Below are 22,070 nucleotides of genomic sequence, written 5' to 3'. Positions count from 1 at the left end.
AGCAGCACCTTGGTTCCAGTCTCCACCTTCAAAAAACCAGTTATAAATAATCTGGGTAAACCAACGACTACCGGGTGAACCGAGCAATGCAGGCACTGCATAGCTACCTGCAGCCAACATAAAGGTCATAATGCAGCCGGTAGCAATACCTGGTTTAGCATGGGGAATAATCACTCGATAATGGGTTCTGATCCAGCCAGCTCCTAGGTTACGAGCAGCTTTAACCTGATTGGTATCGAGACTCTCAATGGCGTTATAAATAGGAAAGATCATAAATAGTATGTAGGCGTATACCATACCGATCAAAACGCCCCCGTCACCAGAGAGAAATCTCACTGGACGATCTATCAAGCCCAACCCTAATAACAGAGCATTCAATGGCCCCTTGTAAGCCAAGATGATGTACCAAGAAAAGGTACGTAGAATCTCGTTAATCCAAAATGGAATAATAAGTAACAACAAACATAACGCCGCTTGCTTTGGCGTGGCCACTTTCGCTAGATAAAAAGCCAACGGGTAACTGACCACTAAGGTTAAGAAGGTAACCAACACACTTGACCAGATGGTTTTGAAGAAAATAGATAAGTGAATGGTGTTCCCGAAAAGGGTGGTGTAATTCACCAAAGAATATTGATCCTTTGGCCCCCCAACTTCGCTCGGAAGCAAATTAGGCTTAAACGAGTAATCCACCATTAAGAGCTGCGGCAGTATCACCATGCCAATTAGCCAAATCGCAATGAGTGCAATGATGCCAACTGACAAAGGCCCGCCAAAGCGACCTTTAAGCTGACTATACATCGCTGGCCTCCCCTGCAATGACGATGGCATCTTGAGCACGATAAGACAGGCTCATTGCCCTCCCTGCGACCATATCTTCAGTATATTGATTAGCTGCCAGCTGAATGGCCAGTGACTGAGCTCCCGCAGACTGGCTATTTAAGGTTAGATATGAGCCTTCAAAGTTCACCTCTTCAAGAGTGGTTGGCAACACAAAATCAGCCCCTTCTCCTAACTGGAACGACTCTGGGCGAATGAAGAGTGTCGCACGAGCACCAGGCGCAATGGGCTCAGCTACACGCCCAGCTAATTTACCTAACACCCCCGCATCGATAATAGCCTCACCATTTCGTGATTCAACGACGGTTCCTGAAATGCCATTATTCTCCCCAACAAAGGAAGCAACGAAGGATGTTTGTGGATCACGATAAAGAGCAATGGGATCAGCCACTTGCTGCAGTTTTCCTGCTGACATGACTGCCACACGGTCTGACATTGTCAGCGCTTCACCTTGGTCATGGGTAATATATATAAAAGTGATGCCTGTTTTACGCTGGATTTCTTTTAATTCAGTACGCATGTGCTGACGCAATTTTAAATCCAACGCTGACAAGGGCTCATCTAATAACAACACTTGAGGCTCAACGGCTAGCGCTCGAGCAATCGCGATACGCTGCTTTTGCCCCCCAGATAACTCGGATACTTTTTTAGTACCGCTACCTTCCAGCGCCACTAACTCCAACAAACGATCAGACGTTTTCTTACGCTCCGCCTTCGAAACCCCGCGGACCTCTAGGCCAAATTCGATATTCTCTGCCACCGTCATTAGGGGGAACAAAGCTAAATTTTGGAAAATCATAGAGGTCGGACGCTTGTTAGCAGGCACGCCACGCATATCTTTCCCGCCGATACGAACGGCACCCTCACTAGGGTCTAGGAAACCACTCACCATATTTAAAATAGTGGTTTTACCGCAGCCAGAAGGCCCTAGAAAGCTAAAGAACTCGCCGGATTCTATTTTCAAATCCATCTTTTGTACGGCGGTAAAATCGCCAAAACGCATGACTACATCATCTAAATGAACACTACTGTCCATGGGGCCTCTCGAATCATTTTTATATAAAACGCGGAATGCCCGCTGGCGAACCAGCAGGCATCTATAGAAGGTTACTTGGATAAATTATGCAGATAGGTAACGGTCTTGATACTCGTTACGAAGCGCCACATACCAAGGTTCTTGGATTGGCCACCACCATAGGTTTGCCAAGTCCTGATCGGAGTAGGAATCTTTAAAGAACTGCTTAGTGGCTTCCGGTAGAAGATCCGCAGCGCCCTTAGAAGTAGAGTTGTAGCCCGTCGCTTTCACAAACATAGCACCCGCTTCAGGAGTGTAGTACCAGTTAATGAACTCGTAGACTGAATCGACGTTATTAGCATTTTTAGGAATGACAAAGCCTTCCATCCACGCCAAAGCACCTTCTTTTGGCGCGCCGTAGGCAATTGGCTCACCTTCTTGGCCAAGTTTAAAGGCTGTACTGTCCCAAGTTTGACCTATCAAGGCGCCGTTAGTACGGAAAGCACCTTGCGCTTCGTTTTCAGTAGACCAGAATTGAGCGATCATATCTTTATGCTTAACCGCTTCTTTCAGGATCACATCGAAGTTAGCACGCATGGCTTGTTCTGTTTTGTATGACTCTAAAAGTGGGTAAGGAAGCTTGCCCATTTTCTCTAGCCAAAGACCAATGCCCACAAGTGCTGAATGACCACGCACGGTCACACCGCCCGCATGCTCTGGCTTCCATAAATCGCCGTAGCTCAGATTTTTAGGATCCACATCAGCATAGTCTTTATGGTAAGCAATCGCTTCAGTACCCCAGTCAGACGGAGCAAAATAACGTTTACCGTCTACCACTCCACCCACTTCGGAACCTGACATAGCGCTGTCTAAACAGCCATCCCAGTTAATACGAGTTGTATCTAGTGGTTGAACCAGCTCGTAATCAACATAGCCAGGAACACGATCGACTGTCGGCATGATAATGTCGAAACCCGTGCCGTCTGTAGCACGTAATGAGTTCATCAACTCGTCGTTAGTTCCATAGGGTGTGAATGTCGCATTGATACCCGTTTTCGCTTTAAAGTCGGCCAACATTTCATCGGTAATGTAACCAGCCCATGCGTAAATTCTAAGCTCTTTTGTTGCAGCTATAGCGTTGCCAATTGAAAACGGCGTTGCAGCCACTGCTCCAGCAGCAGACGCGCCCTTTATAAACTGACGGCGAGAAATTGTCATATTAGCTCCTTGTATCCTTTTGACATTCGTTCCCATGACGGGCGACGGAAAGCCACCTTTTTATTAAATATTTGTTTAATTATCTGTGACTAATGTTTCAATTTAGTGACGAAAAAACAAACAGTCAATAGAAACTGACATTTTGGTCAGTATTCATAGCCGAAAAAACCTTCAACTTTTCCTCCAGAGGAGCAATCTATCCAGTCACACCAGAAACTGAAACAAAACCGTCACATTTTGATAATAAAGTAGCCCCATCCAATCCAAGGCCTAATTATTGAAAGCGAGACTAAATTGAAAATCTCCCATGTCACCCGCATCACCACCTCAAGCTATCTAGTGATTGCCGTTGCACTCATTGCGCTGCTACTTTGGAGCACTCAAAAATATCGTAACGCCTTTGAACAAAACGAGGCCTTTAATACGGTGTGGGAAGCGTCTGCCATTCAATTAGAACAAAGGATCGAGCACTACTTAACGACTGGAGAAGCCTCTCTATTAAATGAGTCCGAGCTTTTTATCTCCGAAACCATTACCCCTCTACTAGCCACTTTGCCTGAATCACTTCAGATCTCGTTATCAGAACGTCTTGCGGCCATCTCTAACAGTTTACAATCCGATGTGAGAGCGGCAGGAAAGCTGTCGGGAAATCCCTACGCTTTAATTGAGAACAACGAACGCCAAATGTTGCTGTCGTTGGAGTATTTAAACCAAGAGCTCAACAATGCAGACAGCAGCATCGATTCAGATTTGGTGCTGCAGTACCTCAAAGCCCAAGGCAATATATTCGCAGCACTTTCGACAATGCGTCAGGCCTCAGGCGAATTCTTAAACAGCCCGTCTGATGACAATCGCAACAACCTTACTCAAGCCAATCAATTACTTATTCAGCAGGTGTCTAAGCTCAGCGCCTTACCTGCCTGGCAAAATAGTGATGACTCAGAGGACTCATCAGGAGACGACCTATCAGCCCTGATGGGTTGGGGTAGTGACGAAGACGAAGATGAGGTGTCGGACGCCTTTGAAGAAACGAAAAGCGAGCTTAACACTTGGTCAAATCGATACTTAAAAGATGTGAATACGAGCCTAGAGGTTATCGCTCAAGCAGACCAAGCCAAACAGAATATTCGTCAGCTCATTTCTCAACTAGAAGAGGAGCTTGAAAAAGGCACAGCAACGATTAAGGCCGCGACTGCTGAAACCGAGCGCAATACCTTAATCGCATTTGGCGCTTTCGTGGTTATCATGATCTTAACCACCATCATCACCCACCTATTCCAAACTCGAGTCGTCGTCAACAGTGCTAAGGATTTATACAATGCAGTGAAAGCCTTGGTTGAGAGTGATGACATTCATACTCTCGCCGTTGCCAATAGCAAAAATGAGCTGTCTGATGTCGCTCGTTATTTAAATCGCTACCTTGAGCAAATCGCTGCACAACGGGTTCAAAGGGACAATGAATTACAAAACATTTCAGCGTCCTTGAACGAAATGCTGAACGCATTTGGCCAAGTTCATGACATCAGCATGGCATCTAAACAGGCCCTAGAGCAAACTGTAGAGCAAGCTGGCCATGTGGACGTATTGGCAAACAAAGCGGAGGTTCGCGCTAAAGAGGTAGAGAGCTACGCCAGAGAAACCAGCGTGGCCATGCAGACCAGTCTTCAACAAGCGTCTTCTTTGGAAAAAGCAAACCAAGCAACAGTAGAGCAACTGCAAAGCAGTAAGTCCGCTTTGGTAAACCTTGAAGAGTCCGTGTCCAGCGCCAACTCAATCGTGACAGGTATTCGAGACATTGCCGAGCAGACCAACTTACTCGCCCTCAACGCCGCCATAGAAGCTGCTCGAGCAGGTGAAGCGGGTCGAGGATTCGCTGTGGTGGCCGATGAGGTGCGCACTCTGTCTGGCCGCACTCAACATTCTCTCGCTGAGATTACCGCCATTTTTGATTCACTAACCCTTTCGACGACTAACTTACGCAAAAACTTGGAGCTTATTGAATCAGTGACAGGCGATCAACGTAACCTCACTGTGGAGCTGGGACACTCGGCTCAGGAAGTTCAAACAAAATCGGAGCAGTCTTCAGTCTTATCCCGTAAAGCAACAGGTTACGCAGAAGAACAAAAGCGTAGTGTAAGCTTACTGACAGAGACCGTTGATCGGGTACGCGAACAAGCAGAAGAATCTGAACAGTTCCTAGCACAGATGACAGCGAATATTCGCAAAAAGATCCAAGATATTACGACCACTCTGGGTATTCGCTAACACTGGATGCGTTTGCGACACCTATAAAAAAGCCGATACACACTGTATCGGCTTTTTTGTTCTGAAGGGATCAAATGAGATTAGAACAACACTCGTGCTTTAATAGTGCCTTCTACTTCTTTCACTTTTTCAAGTGCAAGCTCGCCTTCGTCTGCATCCACTTCCATTACCATGTAGCCAAGTTTCTCAGTTGTACGTAAGAACTGGCCTGTGATGTTAATGTCATTTTCAGAGAAGATAGCGTTGATCTTAGACAACACACCTGGACGGTTCTCGTGAATATGTAGAATACGGTGTTTATCCGCTTGTGCAGGCAATGCCACCTCAGGGAAGTTCACTGCAGCAGTTGTCGTACCGACATCAGAGAATTGAATCAACTTCTCAGCCACTTCCACGCCAATGTTTTCTTGTGCTTCCATTGTGGAGCCACCAATATGCGGAGTCAAAATAACATTGTCTAGGCCGCGTAATGGGGATACGAACTCTTCTGCGTTGCCTTTTGGTTCAACCGGGAATACGTCAATCGCTGCACCAGAAATGTTGCCCGCTTTGATAGACTCAGCTAAGGCATCTAGATCTACTACTGTTCCGCGAGAGGCGTTAATGAAAATAGCGCCTTTTTTCACTTGCGCGATTTCTTCAGCACCGATCATCATCTTAGTGCTCGCCGTCTCAGGAACATGCAAGCTGATGACATCTGACGTAGATAACAACTCTTCTAAAGATTTAACCTGACGTGCGTTACCTAATGGTAATTTCGTCACGATGTCGTAGAAGCAAACCTCCATGCCTAAGGATTCTGCCAATACGCTTAACTGAGTACCTATGCTGCCATAGCCAACAATACCCAGACGCTTACCGCGAGTTTCGTAAGACCCTACGGCAGACTTCATCCAACCACCACGGTGACACACAGCATTTTTTTCTGGAATGCCACGAAGTAGAAGAATCAACTGACCAATCACTAACTCAGCAACGCTTCGTGTATTTGAGAAAGGCGCGTTAAAAACAACGATACCTTTTTCAGAGGCTGCGTCTAAGTTCACTTGGTTTGTGCCAATACAGAAACAGCCAACAGCTACAAGCTTGTTCGCATGCTCCAGTACTTTAGCAGTAAGTTGAGTACGGGAACGAATACCGATGAAATGCGCCTCTGAGATTTTCTCAATCAGCTCATCTTCTGCTAGGGCAGTTTTATGGTATTCAATGTTGTCGTAGCCGGCAGCGTTCAACGCTTCGATAGCAGATTGATGCACGCCTTCCAGCAATAAAATTTTGATCTTTGATTTATCTAAAGAGGTATTGCTCATCGCTTCTTCTGACTTCTCTATGGTAATGGGGGATTTTTAAGGGGTTATGTTAACACACAACCCAAATAGACGTAGCAAAGATAGAGGAATGTGGTTCATCTTGACTGGAGCAAAACTCAACTCAACGATAAATTACGTCTTTTTTACGCAATTTAACTGGAGATGTACTGACCAGCCCACTAGAATATACTGATCAAATTTCAAACAACGAGGTGTTCTATGGACATCCAAGAACTTAATAACAATGGTTACGTCAGCCCGGTATCGAGTCAAACATCGACTGGGACTACCGCTAGTTCGGCGACGACCAGCGTAGCTCCTACATCGGTAGATGTGAGCGTTGAGATCTCACCTCAAGCACAACAGTTAGCCCTAGAAAGCATTCAACAGACGACCGTTACACAAGCTTCTGACATTTCTACATTGGCCGACTCAACGGTGGCAGATCCAACGTCAGAATCTCAGTTTGGAACAAATGCAACGGTGAATAACTCCGCATTAGCAGCAGAAGTCTCCGGCACCTCAGGCGCCACATTGAATGGCACACCATCTAACTCAAGCCAAAGCGCGAGCGTTGCTTCCCAATACAATGTCAGCCCTGACACCGCTCTTGGCCAAACCATCGACTTTTCCGCTTAACACCCCAAGTTAGAGCGACTTAGCGTCGCTCTAAAAACACCCCAGCTTCAACGTGATGGGTATATGGGAATTGATCAAACATGGCGAAACGCTTAACTTCATGAGTAGAGCTCAACGCTTCCAAATTATTCTTTAGCGTCTCTGGATTACAGGAAATGTAAAGAATCTGGTCCACTTTACGCACCAACTCTACCGTTGCATCATCCAATCCAGCCCGCGGCGGATCAACCAACACCACTGATGGGTTGAGGGTATCCATACCAGCTTGTACCAGTGCCTTAGGCAACTCCCCTTCTCCATTCAAGGCGGCAGACACATCTTCACTGGCCATTTTAATCACTTGAACGTTCTTAACGCCGTTCATGGCAATATTCAAACTGGCTGAATTCACTGACACTTTGGCAATTTCAGTACCAATAACACGATCAAATCGGCGAGATAAAGGTATGGAGAAGTTTCCATTACCACAGTACATTTCTAGCAAATCGCCAGAACAGTTTTGCGTCACATCCAACGCCCATTCCAGCATCTTTTCACTGATGCCAGCATTAGGCTGAGTAAAGCTATTTTCCACCTGCTGGTAATGATACAGACGACCACCCACTCGCAAGGTTTCCATAACAAAATCGCGAGTAAGCACCTGCTTACGCTTACGGCTACGACCAATAAAGTGACACGCAGGGAACTGCTCGTTTAAAGCCACTGCAGCCTCATGCCAGGCCTCATCGATGGGCTTGTGGTACAGCATACTAATAAGCGCTTCACCCGTTGTGGTCGTTAAGAAATCCACTTGAAAAAGCTTATGACGCAGCACTGGAATGTCTCGAATGGCATCCAATAACTTAGGCATTAATTCATTAATCAACGCAGATGCCGGAATAAACTGATCGACACGAATAGGCTGACGCGGGTCGGCAGAATCAAACATGGCGTAAAATAAGTCGTCACCTTCATGCCAAATACGAAACTCTGCTCGCATCCGGTAGTGGCTTGGCGCACTTTCAAATACTTCGAGTTCTGGCAAGTTCTGATCTGCCATTAGGGCAATCAAAGTATCTTTCTTTGTTTGTAGCTGAGCATCATATTGCTCAGGCTGAATCTGGTCCGGTCTCATGCATGATTTCCGCAAGTGGTTCGTGGAGGCGCGGCATTATACAAAGAGTCCGATTGTTTTGCGAACACCTGAATCACTGCCGCTATAGGTACTCTTGTCCCAGTAGCACTTCTAATGACAAAGTCAGGGACAGAGCCGCTTCATAATCATTGTCCCTTGCATGGGCAATTTGTGGCTTCACTTCGCCAATTAACCAGTTCTCATACAAGAGCTTCTGATACTGAACAAAGTAAAGGACGGTATCAGACGTTAGATTAGGCCACCCATATTGTAGATAACTTAATTGATAGCGTAGTTTGCTGTCACGATTAAGGGCATGGGTCAGATAAAGGTTTTCTCGCCAATAGGTTTGCGAGTCAGAATCCAAATAGGTCGCCCCAAAGTCCACACCCGTACTATAGGTATCATTAATCCTTCGGTCAGCTTTAAGACTGTAACGCCCGCCATTTCCCAGAGAGTAATAGCTAAATAACGACTCCGATTGGGACCACTGCCATTGACCGGTTTTCCAAGACTGAGCGACTTTAAATCGTAGGAACGGGTCCATGGGCATATCTAACAATACCCCCAAGTCCACATTGGTATTCCACTCTTTCTTGATATAGCGTAATGCTGTGGCGACTCGAGTATTACGAGCAGACTGCAAAATGTTTTGCCCTGCTTCGTTTTCACTCACACGGTTATCTTGGGTCAGCTCATCCCCATCCGTCTCAATCACCAAGTTAAGGCGGTTTTCTGTGTTGGGCAGACGAATACGGGTATCTAGGTTAAAAAAGCCAGAAACACCGTCGCCTTCGTCAATAATAGAACCAAATCGCATACTGACGAAGCTTTGGTTAGCAACCTTGTCACGACGTCCAGAAAAGAACGAATCCAGACCGTTTGACCAGTCACTGACTTTCTCGGAGATCACTTCGTGGGTCGATAGAAACCATTCCTGTGAAGCACTCTTCAGAGTGGGCTCCAATGATTTCTGAGGTTGGGATGTGCTGTCTGCGAAAGATAAGGGACTCAGGCAGCCTATCACTGCCCAACACAACACCTTAAGAGAACACACATCCCTGTAATACAACATTTAGATATCCTGCAACATGGCACGAATCATTTTTGACGAGTTTTGCGCCGCCACGACGAGGTACTCTTCAAAACTTGCCGGAGACTCTTTGTCCGCCACATCGGATAGAGAGCGCACGACTACGAATGGTACTTCAAACTTATGACACACTTGGGCAACGGCTGCCGCTTCCATCTCTACGGCTTTCATAGAAGGGAAAAGAGCCCGTGCTTGCGCAACTCGCTCAGCTTCACACATAAACACGTCGCCAGAGCCGATCAAACCTGTTTTGGCTTTAACTTCGCCCACCTTAGCCACTGCCGCCTGGGCGATTGCAATTAATTCTGCATCTGCCGAGAAAGTCTCAGGCATACTCGGAAGCTGACCCGGCTGATAGCCAAATGCCGTGACATCCACATCGTGATGTACCACTTGGTCAGAGATGATCACATCCCCCACTTCTAATTCAGGATCAAAGCCACCAGCAGAGCCAATATTGATCACTTTAGCGGGTGCAAACTTGGTCATCAGTAGTGTCGAGGAGATAGCAGCATTAACTTTGCCGATCCCAGACTTCAGCAACACAACCTCTTTACCATCTAATTTGCCATGGTAAAAATCGCAGCCAGCTTCACTGGACTCAACGACGTCTGTCATCCACTCTTTGATCACAGCAACTTCTTCGTCCATCGCTCCGATTAAACCAATTACACTCATGTTTTTTACCTTATGTTTTAAATCGCCGACACAAATCAGCTACTTGATCTGCACTTGGGAGCGCAGCTCCCACTTCAAAATATTTTATAAAATCAGGACGCTCTAAGAAGTCCTCTACGGTCACGACAACTGACGTTTCCGGTAAATCTAGCGTCATCAGACCTTGAGCTGTGTGCTTGTCTAAAAGAAGAACAACCGTCTGGGGACTAAAGCCCAGATTGGCTTCTAAACGCTCCATATCAGGCTCTTTACGGGCGGTCACACCTTGCGCTCTCAACTCAGTTTGCCAGACTGCCTGTACTAAGGCGCTCCCCCCAACTAACAACCACTGCTGTTCACGCTTGAAACCTTCTACCAGATTGATAGTGGGCCTAGTAAAGACTTTTTGCAAAGCTCTTAACATGCCATAACTAAATAAGTGGCTGTGAGGAAGCCTAGGATATGGGTCTTCTTGTTTCACATCGCCAACGTAAAGCAGAGGTAAATCGGATGCCTCATCACACATGGTTATAAGGCGAGAAATACCTTTTTCAGCTTTGCTTTGATCCCCTACGCCGACTAACAAACCGTCATAGGGAACAAGCTGCGCCCGGCTGGAATGAAAGAATTCATCGAACGAACCAAAAACATCCAGCTCAATATTTAACCCAGTAAGTAAGGCCTTAACCTTCGCAGCACTATAAAAATCATTTTCTATGAATGCGACTACTTTGTAAGCAAGGCCGCTATTATCCTCATCAGCTCCTATCGGCTCAATCGTTGATAGTAAGGTAATACGCCCTGAGCCTTCATAAAACACCCGCCCTTTCACAAGCTTAGGCAGCACTTCTAGCAACCACGCTAGAATTGGAGTGGGTTCAGAGGCCCCCTGAACTGAAATCGTTAACTTACTTACTTGCCAATCAATCATTAGTCGACGACCGGCCATGTTGCCATTAAGACAAAGCAAAAGTGCTATTTGCAACAAACATTTATGGTCTGAACTCCAACGCGCCTTTCTCGTGGCAGCCGTTAATGGCATCCCAAGTTCAATCTCTGCTAACTGCCCAGACGACAAATGAAATATGCGCCCTACTGTCTCTAATTGCTCAATAAAAAGATCGCCTAAAGTCTGCTCAGAGGTCGCGATTTCAGCCTGGTTAGAAAGGGCGCTTAATAAACCATGAACTGCCCTTAGCCAATATTCAGGTCGAACAGCGTCAACCTCATCGTAGTCTCGATCTAATAAACTCATTTCATTTATCAAAACTTCGGGTTCGGGACGCGGACGATCCAAAGCGTTATTCGGATGTAAGTTATCGATATGCCAAGCCAAACGCCTCAACTCAGTGATATCTCTACCAACCAACATCACACCACGAAAGCCATACTCATTTACGAAAGAGTAAGTCAGCCACTCATAGATCTTGTTTACATGTTCTGCTTCTAGTTCGAAACGACCACCAAAGTCACCTTTCAAAGCGCTCTGAATGGGCTGATGGAAATCTAACGGTGCCATGTCAAAAATCGTCTTTGCAACACCATAATCAGGGAAAATAGTTTTCGCTTCTTGGTTGATAGCCGTGACGCGGGCGGACTCATCACAAAATAATATAGCTGACTGGAGGGAATCCAAGAGGAGATGCAAATGCTGCTCACCAGCTTTAAGCTGAGTTTGAAAGCGATTCATTTGCGCAATCAGAGGCTCAAATTCTTCAAAGCTTACATTAGACTTCTGTGCCATCGTAGGCATGGACGACAGGGGCCGATACATCCAGCGGCGAGCATAGTACTGCACAGACCAATACAACAGGGCTATGCCAAATACCACAGCACCACAAGCCAATAAGAACCATTGACTGACACTCCCTGACAAGGGCTGGATAAGCTTTAGCTCCACCTTAAATTTATCGACCAATGCTGGCAAAGAGAGCACGCTAGTATGACCAATAGTCACCGTCTCATCATCCAACCTCGGAAGCGTATCTTCAAATAAGGTCTTGCCTGTTAAATCTTGCAATCTCATATAGTCCACATCCGCTCCGGACATAAGATCGCTGGATAAGGCTAGGTTATTATCGAGTGAGATAAAGCCATAGAGGTAGCCTTTACTTCTGCCGACGTCATCCACAGGCAATACTTTTTTGAACACCAGCAGCTCACTACCTTCACTTGAGGTTAATCTCATCCAATAATTGAGCCGTGCTTTATTTGATAAAACATTTAACGCATCACGAGTATAAAGACGCGAGCGAGGGTCTAACATGCTCTGCCCATCCGACAGTTGCACATAGAAAAAATCTAAGCCACCAAAAAACAACACATCATGGAGCTGGAACAAGCTATCTAAATCACCCTCTTTACCTACTTGCTGGGCCAAATATTTCGCTTCAAACTCAGCACGATCTAGATAAGCCGAAAAGTTTACTTGAACCGCCAAAGCCCTTTGTTTTAACAACTGCTCCGCTTGGTCTTGGCGCGCGGCAAAATCCGTGGCCCAGAGAATGCCGATCAGCAGCAGTCCAATTAAGGTAAAAGCAAAGCCTGAATGGCGGGTAAACTGCCGCTTTAAACTCACTGAGGCCATAGGGGCCTCGAATAAATAAATGCCTGCTCGTAAATGATGTTCAACGTTTGTTCATCCATTTCTTGTGTAATCAATTGCGAGGATTCGGCATAAACCATGGGGGAAAGACGAGACTCCATATGCGCCTTGACCACTTCTGCCGTTGCTATAGCCATATTGTCATGCATACCCAAAACTGTAACCAATAAATTGGGCCTGGAAGACTCCCCTGGATACGGCGCCTGACCACTCCAGCTATTGGTATAGGAATAGGGAACTTGTGCTGCTTTGAGCGCCTCCCACACACCTAGACTGATATTCGGCGTGCAGGCAAAAATAAACTGCTCACGACCAGTGTCTTCATCATCAATGTGAAGACTGCTGTGGTCAAGGGATGACATGGCCGCTCGATACCCTTCTTCAGATGAATCCGCCACAATATAATAATCGCGAACGGATCGACCAACCGTTTCCAGAGCATTTACAAAGGTACTACATCGGCTGTCATAGAGATAAGCATCTTCCACAGTCACCACATCAATGGTTGCATCGTTACTTAGCCGACGATCCAAATAGCTGGCTAATCGCCCCATAGACTGAGAATAATCTACCCCAATATAAACTAACGGCGGATGAAAGCGCCAAACACGAAAGGGAGTGGAAACATTCAACATAATGACTTTTGGGTAATCACGTTTTAGCACACGCTCTAACTCGGGACGTAGATACTCAGTTACACTATCTATCACTAAATAATCAAAGCGTGACACTCCTACCGCGTCAAATGCCCTCACTACATCTCTCACATCGTGGCCATTGGGGAGATAGTAGACATCCAACCGATAATCAATTCGCAAGATCTGCATGCGACGCTTGAACGCAATCAGCCAGGCTTTATTTTCGATATCGCTGTCGCTACCAGAGAAAATCACGCCAATTTGAAGTGTCGCGGTTTGAAGGGAGTTTATTGGGGCCGGGAGCGAATGCACACGTACTGCGAGTTGATCAAGCAAGGCCTGTTGGCCAGGGTTTTCTTCTAAGAAGCGCTGCAGGGTGACACCTTTTTGACCGAACACGCCCCCCCAACTGATCATGGGGATCATTAAAAGCAATAGGCATAAAGAACGGACATCAAAGCGCATTGTTAGAGTACATCTCAATGGGGAATCAAGACATTCTAACGGGAACACACCTGAAATAAACTGCAGACGAAAAAAAAGCCGACTTAAAGTCAGCTTTTTTTAATTTGGTGCGGAAGGAGAGACTCGAACTCTCACGCCGTGAAGCACTGGAACCTAAATCCAGCGTGTCTACCAATTCCACCACTCCCGCTTGGAATGGCGAGCATTATAGGTTAATCAGTTTTAGGGTCAATAGTTTTTTTTCAAAATCACCTAAAAAATATGCCTAAATGCTCGCGGATACCCGTTTTAGAAGCGACGACCGTTCGCGTACTCGCCACGCTCGTAACGAATGGCCATTTCTTCCAAGTCAATTGTCTTAATACGAGACGCCTGACCTGCACAACCAAAGGCTTCATAACGATCGATACAAACTGCCTTCATAGCTTTGATACTTTCAGTCAAGTATTTACGTGGATCAAAGTTGCCTTTGTGCTCCGCCAAGCTACGGCGAATCGCGCCCGTTGCCGCCAAACGCAAATCCGTATCAATGTTTACCTTACGAACACCGTAGCGAATCGCTTTTACGATTTCTTCTACAGGTACGCCGTAAGTCTCTGGGATCTCACCACCAAACTCATTGATGATTTCCAACCAATCTTGTGGCACTGAAGACGAGCCATGCAACACGATATGAGTGTTTGGCAAGCGTTCCGCGATACGGTTAATACGCTCGATGTCCAAGATATCGCCAGTTGGTGGACGCGTGAACTTGTAGGCACCGTGGCTAGTACCAATGGCAACGGCCAAAGCATCAATACCGGTCGCTTCCACAAATTCGAAGGCTTCATCTGGGTCTGTTAGCATCTGGGAATGGTCAAGAATGCCTTCCGCACCCACGCCATCTTCTTCCCCAGCTTGGCCGGTTTCAAGTGATCCCAAACAACCTAATTCACCCTCAACAGACACACCACAAGCATGTGCAAACTCAACGGTACGACGAGTGACGTCAACATTGTAATCGTAGTCTGCTGGTGTTTTGCCGTCCGACTTCAAGGAGCCATCCATCATAACCGATGAAAAGCCAAGTTGGATCGAGCGCTGACAGATTGCTGGGCTCGTACCGTGATCCTGGTGCATGACTACCGGGATATGTGGGTAATCTTCAATCGCCGCTGCAATCAGGTGGCGAAGGAAGTGAGAGCCTGCATATTTACGCGCCCCTGCTGAGGCTTGCATGATCACTGGCGAGTTGACCTCGTCAGCGGCTTCCATGATCGCTTTGACCTGCTCCATGTTATTCACATTAAATGCAGGCAGTCCGTAATCATGCTCTGCAGCATGATCTAGCAGTTGACGCATACTTATTAAAGGCATAAAAGTTTCCTCTGACAATGAAGTATTTGGTGGTTAGCAGGCAAAGCCGTACGAATCACCCTGTGATTGTTATTCATGCGCATGTGTGTCACATGTGGCTTTCGCCTTATCGTTATATTGTCATTCTGTCTAATGACAGACCGGTCACTCTCTAAGTGTTAGTTATTATAGGGATGAGACGCTCATCTCCGTGACATCTCATCCTGCAGGGTTATCCCTGTCTTATTCAAGCATAAGCATTAAGCTTTACACTAATTTTGCGTGCATGACTCCAACATAGCAACAGCTGGAAGCACCTTTCCTTCAACAAATTCTAAGAAAGCACCACCACCAGTAGAAATGTAGGACACCTTATCCGCGATTTCGTACTTATCTACCGCGGCCAAGGTGTCACCACCACCGGCAATAGAGAAGCCATCACTGTTAGCAATCGCCATAGACAATGCTTTGGTGCCTTCACCAAACTGATCGAACTCAAACACACCGACAGGGCCGTTCCAAATGATCGTTTGCGCACTTTCTAACAAGCCAGCCAGCTTAGCCGCAGCTTTAGGGCCAATGTCCAAAATCATGTCATCAGGCGCAACATCTTTAGCATCTTTTACTGTTGCTGCTGCGTCTGCAGCGAACTCAGTGGCAACAACGACGTCTTCAGGCAAAGGAATACTGACCTTTTCCATCAAGGCTTTCGCTTGCGGGATCAAATCTTCTTCATAAAGAGATTTCCCCACTGGGAAGCCTGCAGCCGCTAGGAATGTATTGGCGATACCACCACCTACAATCAGTTGGTCCACTTTATCTGAAAGAGACTCCAATACCGTCAGCTTCGTTGAAACTTTTGAGCCACCTACGATTGCTGCCATTGGGCGAGCAGGTTTAGCCAAGGCTTTTTCAAGGGCTTCTAACTCGGCTGCTAGCAATGGTCCAGCACAGGCAACTGGCGCAAACTTACCCACACCATGGGTCGATGCTTGAGCACGGTGGGCAGTTCCAAACGCATCCATGACATAGATGTCACACAAGGCCGCCATTTTCTTAGAAAGGGCTTCGTCGTCTTTCTTTTCGCCTTTGTTGAAGCGAACGTTTTCGACTAAGACTAACTGGCCAGCAGCCACGTCGACGCCGTCTAGCCAATCTTTCACTAGGGGCACATCTTGGCCAAGTAAACCGGCCAAATGATCAGCCACCGGCTGCATCGAATACTGTTCTTCGTATTCGCCTTCCGTTGGACGGCCTAAATGGGACATCACAATCACTTTGGCACCCGCTTCCAACGCTAGCTTAAGTGTTGGCAACGCTGCACGGATGCGTGCGTCACTGGTTACTTTGCCTTCTTTTACCGGCACATTAAGGTCTTCACGAATCAACACGCGTTTGTTCGCAAGATCCAAATCGGTCATTTTAATTACGGTCATGCACGATTCCTCGTCGTTTTAAAATTGCTAGTGCTGCGCACCATCCACCAATAATTTTTGCCAATAGCAGGCCACGTCTAACATACGATTAGCGTAACCCCATTCGTTATCAAACCAACACAATAATTTAACCATATGACCATCCACCACTTGGGTCTGGGTGCCATCTACAATGACAGATCGAGGATCATGGTTAAAATCGACTGAGGCATGGGCCTCTTGGGTGTAGCCCAGCAGGTTCGCGTATTTTGAAGACGCCGCCACCTGCAGAGCCGTATTGACTTGTTCCACTGTCACAGGGTGTTCTGTTTGGATCACCATATCAATCACGGATACGTTCAAGGTCGGCACACGAATCGCGTTACAACCAATTTTACCCGCCAACTCTGGCATCAGACGGGCAATACCTCTGCCCAATCCCGTATTAACAGGAATAATGGAACTGATAGCCGACCGAGTCAGTCTCAGGTCATTGGTATGGTAAGCATCAATCACAGGCTGATCATTCATCGCCGAGTGAATCGTTTGAGTGGTGCCATGGACGACCCCAGCAAGGGACTGCAAGGTATCCAACACAGGGATCACACAGTTTGTGGTACAGGACGCCGCCGAAACAATCGTCTGTTCAGCGGTGACCTTAGATTCATTAAAACCATACACAATGGTGGCGTCTACTTCCGCATCGGCTGGTTGAGACAGTAATACACGGGGCACACCAGCATCCACAAAGCGTTGTACCTGCTCACGAGCAGAAAACGCCCCAGAACACTCCAACACTAGGTCAACATTCAGTTCTGCCCAATCAATGTCTTCAGGGGCTTTTGCGTTAGTACAAAAGATTTCGTCTTCACCGATCACTAGATTCTGACCACGTACGGAAACAGGCTTAGGAAACCGACCATGTGTAGTGTCGTATCGGGTGAGATAACTGATGGTTTCAATATCAGATAATTCGTTAATTGCGACCACATGCAAACGGTCTCGGAAGCCGTTTTCATAAATCGCACGCAGTACAGATCGACCAATTCGGCCGTAACCATTAATCGCTACTCGCAACATAGCCCTTCTATTCATGTTCTTACAACAAAAAAGAGGAGCTCAAACGCTCCTCCTTTTGCTGTGATGCCGTTAGGCTTCTAGCAGTTTACCTGCGGTTTCAACAACATTGTCTACCGTGAAGCCGAAGTGTTTCAGCAAGTCACCGCCTGGTGCAGATTCACCAAACGTACGCATGCCCACCATAGCGCCACCAAAACCAACATATTTGTACCAGTAATCCACATGCGCCGCTTCAATGGCAACACGCTTAGTGACACTGCTTGGCAAGACAGATTCTTTGTAGGCAGCATCTTGTGCATCAAACGCATCGGTAGATGGCATAGAGACAACGCGCACTTTAGTGCCTTTCTCCGCCAACACTTTTGCAGACTCAAGAGCCAATGATACTTCTGAACCAGTGGCGATCAAGATTAGCTCTGGTGTACCTTCGCAATCAGACAGCACGTAGCCACCTTTAGCGATGTCAGCAACTTGGGCCTCTGTACGCGCCAACGCAGGCAAACCTTGACGGCTGAAAACCAAAGACGTTGGACCATTGCGACGCTGAATACCCGCAGCCCAAGCCACCGCTGTTTCCGTTGCATCTGCTGGACGCCAAACGGACATATTAGGAGTCATACGTAGGTTAGCAAGCTGTTCAACTGGCTGGTGCGTTGGACCATCTTCACCTTGACCAATGGAGTCATGGGTGTAAACGAAGATATTTTGAATGCCCATCAAGGCAGACATGCGCACAGCGTTACGAGCGTATTCCATAAACATCATGAAAGTCGCGCCGTAGTTGATGAAGCCACCGTGCAAAGAAGCACCGTTCATAATACCGCTCATACCGAACTCACGCACACCGTAGAATACGTAGTTGCCGGCTGGATCTTCTTGGATACCTTTTGAACCAGACCATAGGGTCAAGTTAGAACCCGCCAAGTCAGCAGAGCCACCTAGTAATTCTGGAAGCATAGCGCCGAAAGTACCGATGGCGTTTTGTGACGCTTTACGGCTGGCGATGTTTTCGCCTTTTTCCTGACATTCTTTCACGTAGGCAGCCGCTTTTTCAGCAAAGTCTGCTGGCAATTCACCTTTGATCACACGACGTTCGAATTCTGTAGCAAGTTCTGGGTAAGCGGCCTTGTAGGCTTCAAATTGCGCTTCCCATGCAGATTGAGCCTCAGCACCTTTCGCTTTACCGTCCCAACCTTCGTATACGTCAGCAGGGATTTCAAATGGTGCATGGGGCCAACCTAGGAATTCACGTGCTGCGGCAATCTCTTCGTCACCCAATGGCGCACCGTGACAGTCGTGGGAGCCAGACTTGTTTGGAGAGCCAAAACCGATAATCGTTTTACAGCAAATCAATGTAGGTTTAGACGTTTCCGCTTTCGCGGCTTCAATTGCTGCTTTAATCGCTTCTGGATCATGACCATCAACACCTGAGATCACGTGCCAACCGTAGGACTCAAAGCGCTTAGCGGTGTCGTCAGTAAACCAACCTTCAACGTGACCGTCGATAGAGATGCCGTTGTCATCCCAGAACGCAACCAATTTACCAAGACCTAAAGTACCCGCTAAAGAACAGGCTTCATGGGAGATACCTTCCATCATACAGCCGTCACCAAGGAAGCAGTATGTGTTGTGGTCTACCACTGTGTGACCTTCACGGTTAAATTGCGCCGCCAAAGTTTTCTCTGCGATCGCCATACCTACAGCGTTACTGATACCTGCGCCCAATGGACCTGTAGTGGTTTCAACACCATCAGTGTAGCCGTACTCTGGGTGACCTGGGGTTTTAGAATGTAGCTGACGGAATTGCTTCAGGTCTTCGATTCCTAGATCGTAGCCAGATAGGTGAAGCAAAGAGTAAATCAACATGGAACCGTGACCGTTAGACAACACAAAGCGGTCACGATCAACCCACTTAGAGTTGCTCGGATTGTGTTTTAAAAAGTCATTCCAAAGCACTTCCGCAATATCGGCCATGCCCATTGGTGCACCTGGATGTCCTGATTTTGCTTTTTGAACGGCATCCATACTAAGAACGCGTATGGCATTGGCGAGTTGTTTACGAGACGGCATTGTTAATCCACTCCTGGTTACTGTACGAAATGTCATTTCATTTTCCATGCTATCTCTCTGCCATGCAACGACTCGGGGCATGATATGCCCAGTAATTAGGCAAAGAACATGAAATTGCACAAAGATGGTGGAGAGCATAACAAAAAAGCATCATAAACGCCCATCAAAACCGCCGTACTGCTTGAATTTTAGCCGCACCTAGTCCATTATTCGCACCACAGCGTCGATTTGTTTCGGCTTGCGGACGCTATATAAATTCAGCTAAACAGAAGCACAGAATGCCTGTTTAGCCCTTTAATCCAGCTAAGCGGGTTTTTTTATGCCTGTTTGGCTCTCTTGACGACCATTTGATAGAGGCACAAACATGTCAGAATATTCTCTATTTACTTCAGAATCCGTTTCTGAAGGCCATCCAGATAAAATCGCAGACCAAGTCTCCGACGCCATCCTAGATGCCATCCTTAAAGAAGACGCAGACGCTCGCGTTGCCTGTGAAACCCTTGTGAAAACAGGCATGGTTTTAGTGGCAGGAGAAGTCCGCACCAACGCTTGGGTCGACATCGAAGACATCGCCCGCGGTGTGATTCGTGAAATCGGCTACAACAGCTCAGACATGGGTTTTGACTGGGAATCTTGCGCCGTCCTAAATGCAATCGGTAAGCAGTCTGCAGACATCGCTGTGGGCGTTGACGAAGCAGACGAAAAAGAACTGGGTGCCGGTGACCAAGGCCTAATGTTCGGCTTCGCCACCAACGAAACCGATGTTCTCATGCCCGCTCCTGTGACTTACGCACACCGTTTGGTTCAACGCCAAGCAGAAGTTCGTAAAAACGGCACCTTAGATTTCCTTCGTCCAGATGCGAAAAGCCAAGTAACCTTCCGCTACGATGAGAATGGTAAGCCTTGTGCGATTGATGCCGTAGTATTGTCTACCCAGCACAGCGCTAACATTAAACAAGCGGATCTTCGTGAAGCGGTATTGGAAGAAATCATCAAGCCCGTACTTCCTGAAGAATGGCTATCAAAAGACACTAAATACTTTATCAACCCAACCGGCCAATTCATCATTGGTGGCCCTGTAGGGGACTGTGGTTTAACAGGTCGTAAGATCATCGTTGACACATACGGCGGCATGGCACGTCACGGTGGCGGTGCTTTCTCTGGTAAAGACCCATCCAAAGTAGACCGCTCAGCAGCCTATGCTGGTCGCTACGTGGCGAAAAACATTGTTGCTGCTGGCCTAGCGGACAAATGTGAGATCCAGGTGTCCTACGCTATCGGTGTTGCTGAGCCAACGTCCATCAGCATCAACACCTTTGGCACTGGCAAGGTGAGCGATGACATCATCTCTCAATTGGTTCGCGAGCACTTTGAATTGCGCCCAGCTGGCTTAATCAAGATGCTAGACCTTAAACGTCCAATCTACCTGCCAACGGCTGCATACGGACACTTTGGTCGTGAAGGGGATAACTTTACTTGGGAGCGCACGGATAAAGCCGACGCACTTCGTAAAGCCGCTGGTTTATAATTAGCTCGTTTTCCGTTATAAAAGCCCTCTCAATAGAGGGCTTTTTCATTTATGCGCATTCCACGAATATTCGTCGACCTACCACTGTCAGAACACACACTGTTTGACTTACCAGATGGTGCTTTCCAACATTGCTGTAAAGTGCTTCGACTCAAGGATGAACATCCCGTAATAGTGTTTGATGGGGCCGGTGGACAATATCGAGCCCACCTAACCAATGTTCAAAAACGCAGCGCCCAATTGGCAGTAGAGACGTTTGAAGAATTAACCAATGAATCCCCCCTACAAGTGACCATTGGCCAATCCATTTCCCGGGGGGAGCGCATGGACTATGCGGTACAAAAAGCGGTGGAAGCCGGAGTCTTCAAGATCCAGCCCCTATTCAGCGAACGGTGTGAGGTCAAACTTAACGATGCTCGCATAGAAAAGCGCGTGCAACATTGGCAACAGGTTGCTATTAGCGCAGCGGAACAATGCGGCCGAGGAATCGTGCCTGAAGTCGCCATGCCTATGCCATTAGCTAACTGGTTGCAGACCTGTGACAATATGTTGAAATTAACCCTTCATCATCACAGTGCGCGGCCAATACGAGAATACACCCTGCCTGAGTCCAAACAAGTGGCCCTTTTAATTGGCCCAGAAGGTGGCCTAACCGAGCAGGAAGTTAATCGCGCCCAAGAGGCAGAATTTCGAGCTATCGCTCTAGGTCCGAGAGTACTTAGAACCGAAACGGCTCCCGTTGTTGCCCTGACTGCATTGAACTTGCTTTGGGGCGACATCTAGACA

General features: G+C 47.1%; 17 protein-coding genes and 1 tRNA gene (1 of these 18 cut by a window edge). 4 read left to right on the top strand and 14 right to left on the bottom strand.

The window, feature by feature from the left end:
- From ACZ5DR_RS06280 to ACZ5DR_RS06270, 3 genes are all read right to left on the bottom strand, one after another.
- Positions 1-798, bottom strand: the 5' portion of a protein-coding gene (locus ACZ5DR_RS06280; protein ID WP_377365969.1) for an ABC transporter permease. It extends 90 nt beyond the left edge of the window; the window shows 798 of its 888 coding nt (coding positions 1-798); the start codon lies at positions 796-798; the stop codon falls past the left edge of the window.
- A complete protein-coding gene (locus tag ACZ5DR_RS06275) occupies positions 791-1,873 on the bottom strand; it encodes an ABC transporter ATP-binding protein (RefSeq protein ID WP_377365970.1) in 1,083 nt (360 codons plus the stop codon). The genes ACZ5DR_RS06280 and ACZ5DR_RS06275 overlap by 8 nt, the downstream gene beginning before the upstream one ends.
- Before the next feature lie 84 nt (positions 1,874-1,957).
- Positions 1,958-3,070 carry an extracellular solute-binding protein gene (locus tag ACZ5DR_RS06270; RefSeq protein WP_377365971.1) on the bottom strand — a complete coding sequence of 371 codons (1,113 nt, stop codon included), beginning with the start codon at positions 3,068-3,070 and terminating at the stop codon, positions 1,958-1,960.
- Between the two features lie 294 nt (positions 3,071-3,364).
- Between ACZ5DR_RS06270 and ACZ5DR_RS06265 the strand changes: the two genes are divergently transcribed.
- Complete coding sequence (locus ACZ5DR_RS06265; protein WP_377365972.1) at positions 3,365-5,335, top strand: methyl-accepting chemotaxis protein; 1,971 nt, start codon at positions 3,365-3,367, stop codon at positions 5,333-5,335.
- An 80-nt stretch (positions 5,336-5,415) separates the two neighbouring features.
- Here ACZ5DR_RS06265 and serA read toward each other — a convergent pair whose 3' ends face one another.
- Positions 5,416-6,645: a phosphoglycerate dehydrogenase gene (serA, locus tag ACZ5DR_RS06260; protein WP_377365973.1), complete on the bottom strand. Its 1,230-nt coding sequence runs from the start codon at positions 6,643-6,645 to the stop codon at positions 5,416-5,418.
- Between the two features lie 219 nt (positions 6,646-6,864).
- Between serA and ACZ5DR_RS06255 the strand changes: the two genes are divergently transcribed.
- The gene (locus tag ACZ5DR_RS06255) at positions 6,865-7,284 is read left to right on the top strand and encodes a hypothetical protein (RefSeq protein ID WP_377365974.1); all 420 of its coding nucleotides are present in this window, start codon (positions 6,865-6,867) and stop codon (positions 7,282-7,284) included.
- A 19-nt stretch (positions 7,285-7,303) separates the two neighbouring features.
- Here the strand turns inward: ACZ5DR_RS06255 and trmA are convergent, their stop codons facing one another.
- From trmA to tkt, 10 genes are all read right to left on the bottom strand, one after another.
- Complete coding sequence (trmA, locus tag ACZ5DR_RS06250) at positions 7,304-8,398, bottom strand: tRNA (uridine(54)-C5)-methyltransferase TrmA (protein WP_377365975.1); 1,095 nt, start codon at positions 8,396-8,398, stop codon at positions 7,304-7,306.
- Positions 8,399-8,480: 82 nt separating this feature from the next.
- The gene (locus tag ACZ5DR_RS06245; RefSeq protein ID WP_377365976.1) at positions 8,481-9,473 is read right to left on the bottom strand and encodes a hypothetical protein; all 993 of its coding nucleotides are present in this window, start codon (positions 9,471-9,473) and stop codon (positions 8,481-8,483) included.
- Positions 9,474-10,169 (bottom strand): 5'-methylthioadenosine/S-adenosylhomocysteine nucleosidase, encoded by a 696-nt coding sequence (gene mtnN / locus ACZ5DR_RS06240; RefSeq protein WP_377365977.1) that lies wholly within the window; start codon positions 10,167-10,169, stop codon positions 9,474-9,476.
- Between the two features lie 10 nt (positions 10,170-10,179).
- Positions 10,180-12,735, bottom strand: a complete 2,556-nt coding sequence (locus tag ACZ5DR_RS06235; RefSeq protein WP_377365978.1) for a PAS domain-containing protein — start codon at positions 12,733-12,735, stop codon at positions 10,180-10,182.
- Positions 12,723-13,856, bottom strand: coding sequence for a type 1 periplasmic-binding domain-containing protein (locus tag ACZ5DR_RS06230; RefSeq protein WP_464543880.1), 1,134 nt, complete (start codon positions 13,854-13,856; stop codon positions 12,723-12,725). The genes ACZ5DR_RS06235 and ACZ5DR_RS06230 overlap by 13 nt, the downstream gene beginning before the upstream one ends.
- 105 nt (positions 13,857-13,961) lie before the next feature.
- Positions 13,962-14,046: transfer RNA gene (locus ACZ5DR_RS06225), tRNA-Leu, on the bottom strand.
- A 98-nt stretch (positions 14,047-14,144) separates the two neighbouring features.
- Entirely contained in the window at positions 14,145-15,212 is a 1,068-nt protein-coding gene (gene fba, locus ACZ5DR_RS06220; protein WP_377365980.1) for a class II fructose-bisphosphate aldolase, read from the bottom strand.
- 251 nt (positions 15,213-15,463) lie between these two features.
- The gene (locus tag ACZ5DR_RS06215; RefSeq protein ID WP_377365981.1) at positions 15,464-16,627 is read right to left on the bottom strand and encodes a phosphoglycerate kinase; all 1,164 of its coding nucleotides are present in this window, start codon (positions 16,625-16,627) and stop codon (positions 15,464-15,466) included.
- 27 nt (positions 16,628-16,654) lie between these two features.
- Complete coding sequence (locus tag ACZ5DR_RS06210) at positions 16,655-17,686, bottom strand: type I glyceraldehyde-3-phosphate dehydrogenase (protein WP_377365982.1); 1,032 nt, start codon at positions 17,684-17,686, stop codon at positions 16,655-16,657.
- Positions 17,687-17,755: 69 nt separating this feature from the next.
- Complete coding sequence (tkt, locus tag ACZ5DR_RS06205) at positions 17,756-19,756, bottom strand: transketolase (protein WP_377365983.1); 2,001 nt, start codon at positions 19,754-19,756, stop codon at positions 17,756-17,758.
- 364 nt (positions 19,757-20,120) lie between these two features.
- On the opposite strand from tkt, the gene metK reads away from it, so the two are divergent.
- Both metK and ACZ5DR_RS06195 read left to right on the top strand, forming a co-directional pair.
- Positions 20,121-21,284 carry a methionine adenosyltransferase gene (gene metK / locus ACZ5DR_RS06200; protein ID WP_377365984.1) on the top strand — a complete coding sequence of 388 codons (1,164 nt, stop codon included), beginning with the start codon at positions 20,121-20,123 and terminating at the stop codon, positions 21,282-21,284.
- A gap of 51 nt (positions 21,285-21,335) precedes the next feature.
- On the top strand, positions 21,336-22,067 hold the full coding sequence (locus tag ACZ5DR_RS06195) for a 16S rRNA (uracil(1498)-N(3))-methyltransferase (protein ID WP_377365985.1): 732 nt from the start codon (positions 21,336-21,338) through the stop codon (positions 22,065-22,067).
- The last annotated feature ends 3 nt before the right edge of the window (positions 22,068-22,070 follow it).

This window comes from Marinomonas vaga (assembly GCF_055388305.1).
Note: the sequence above shows the minus strand (reverse complement) of the source record. Positions and strands in the feature narration are given on the sequence as shown.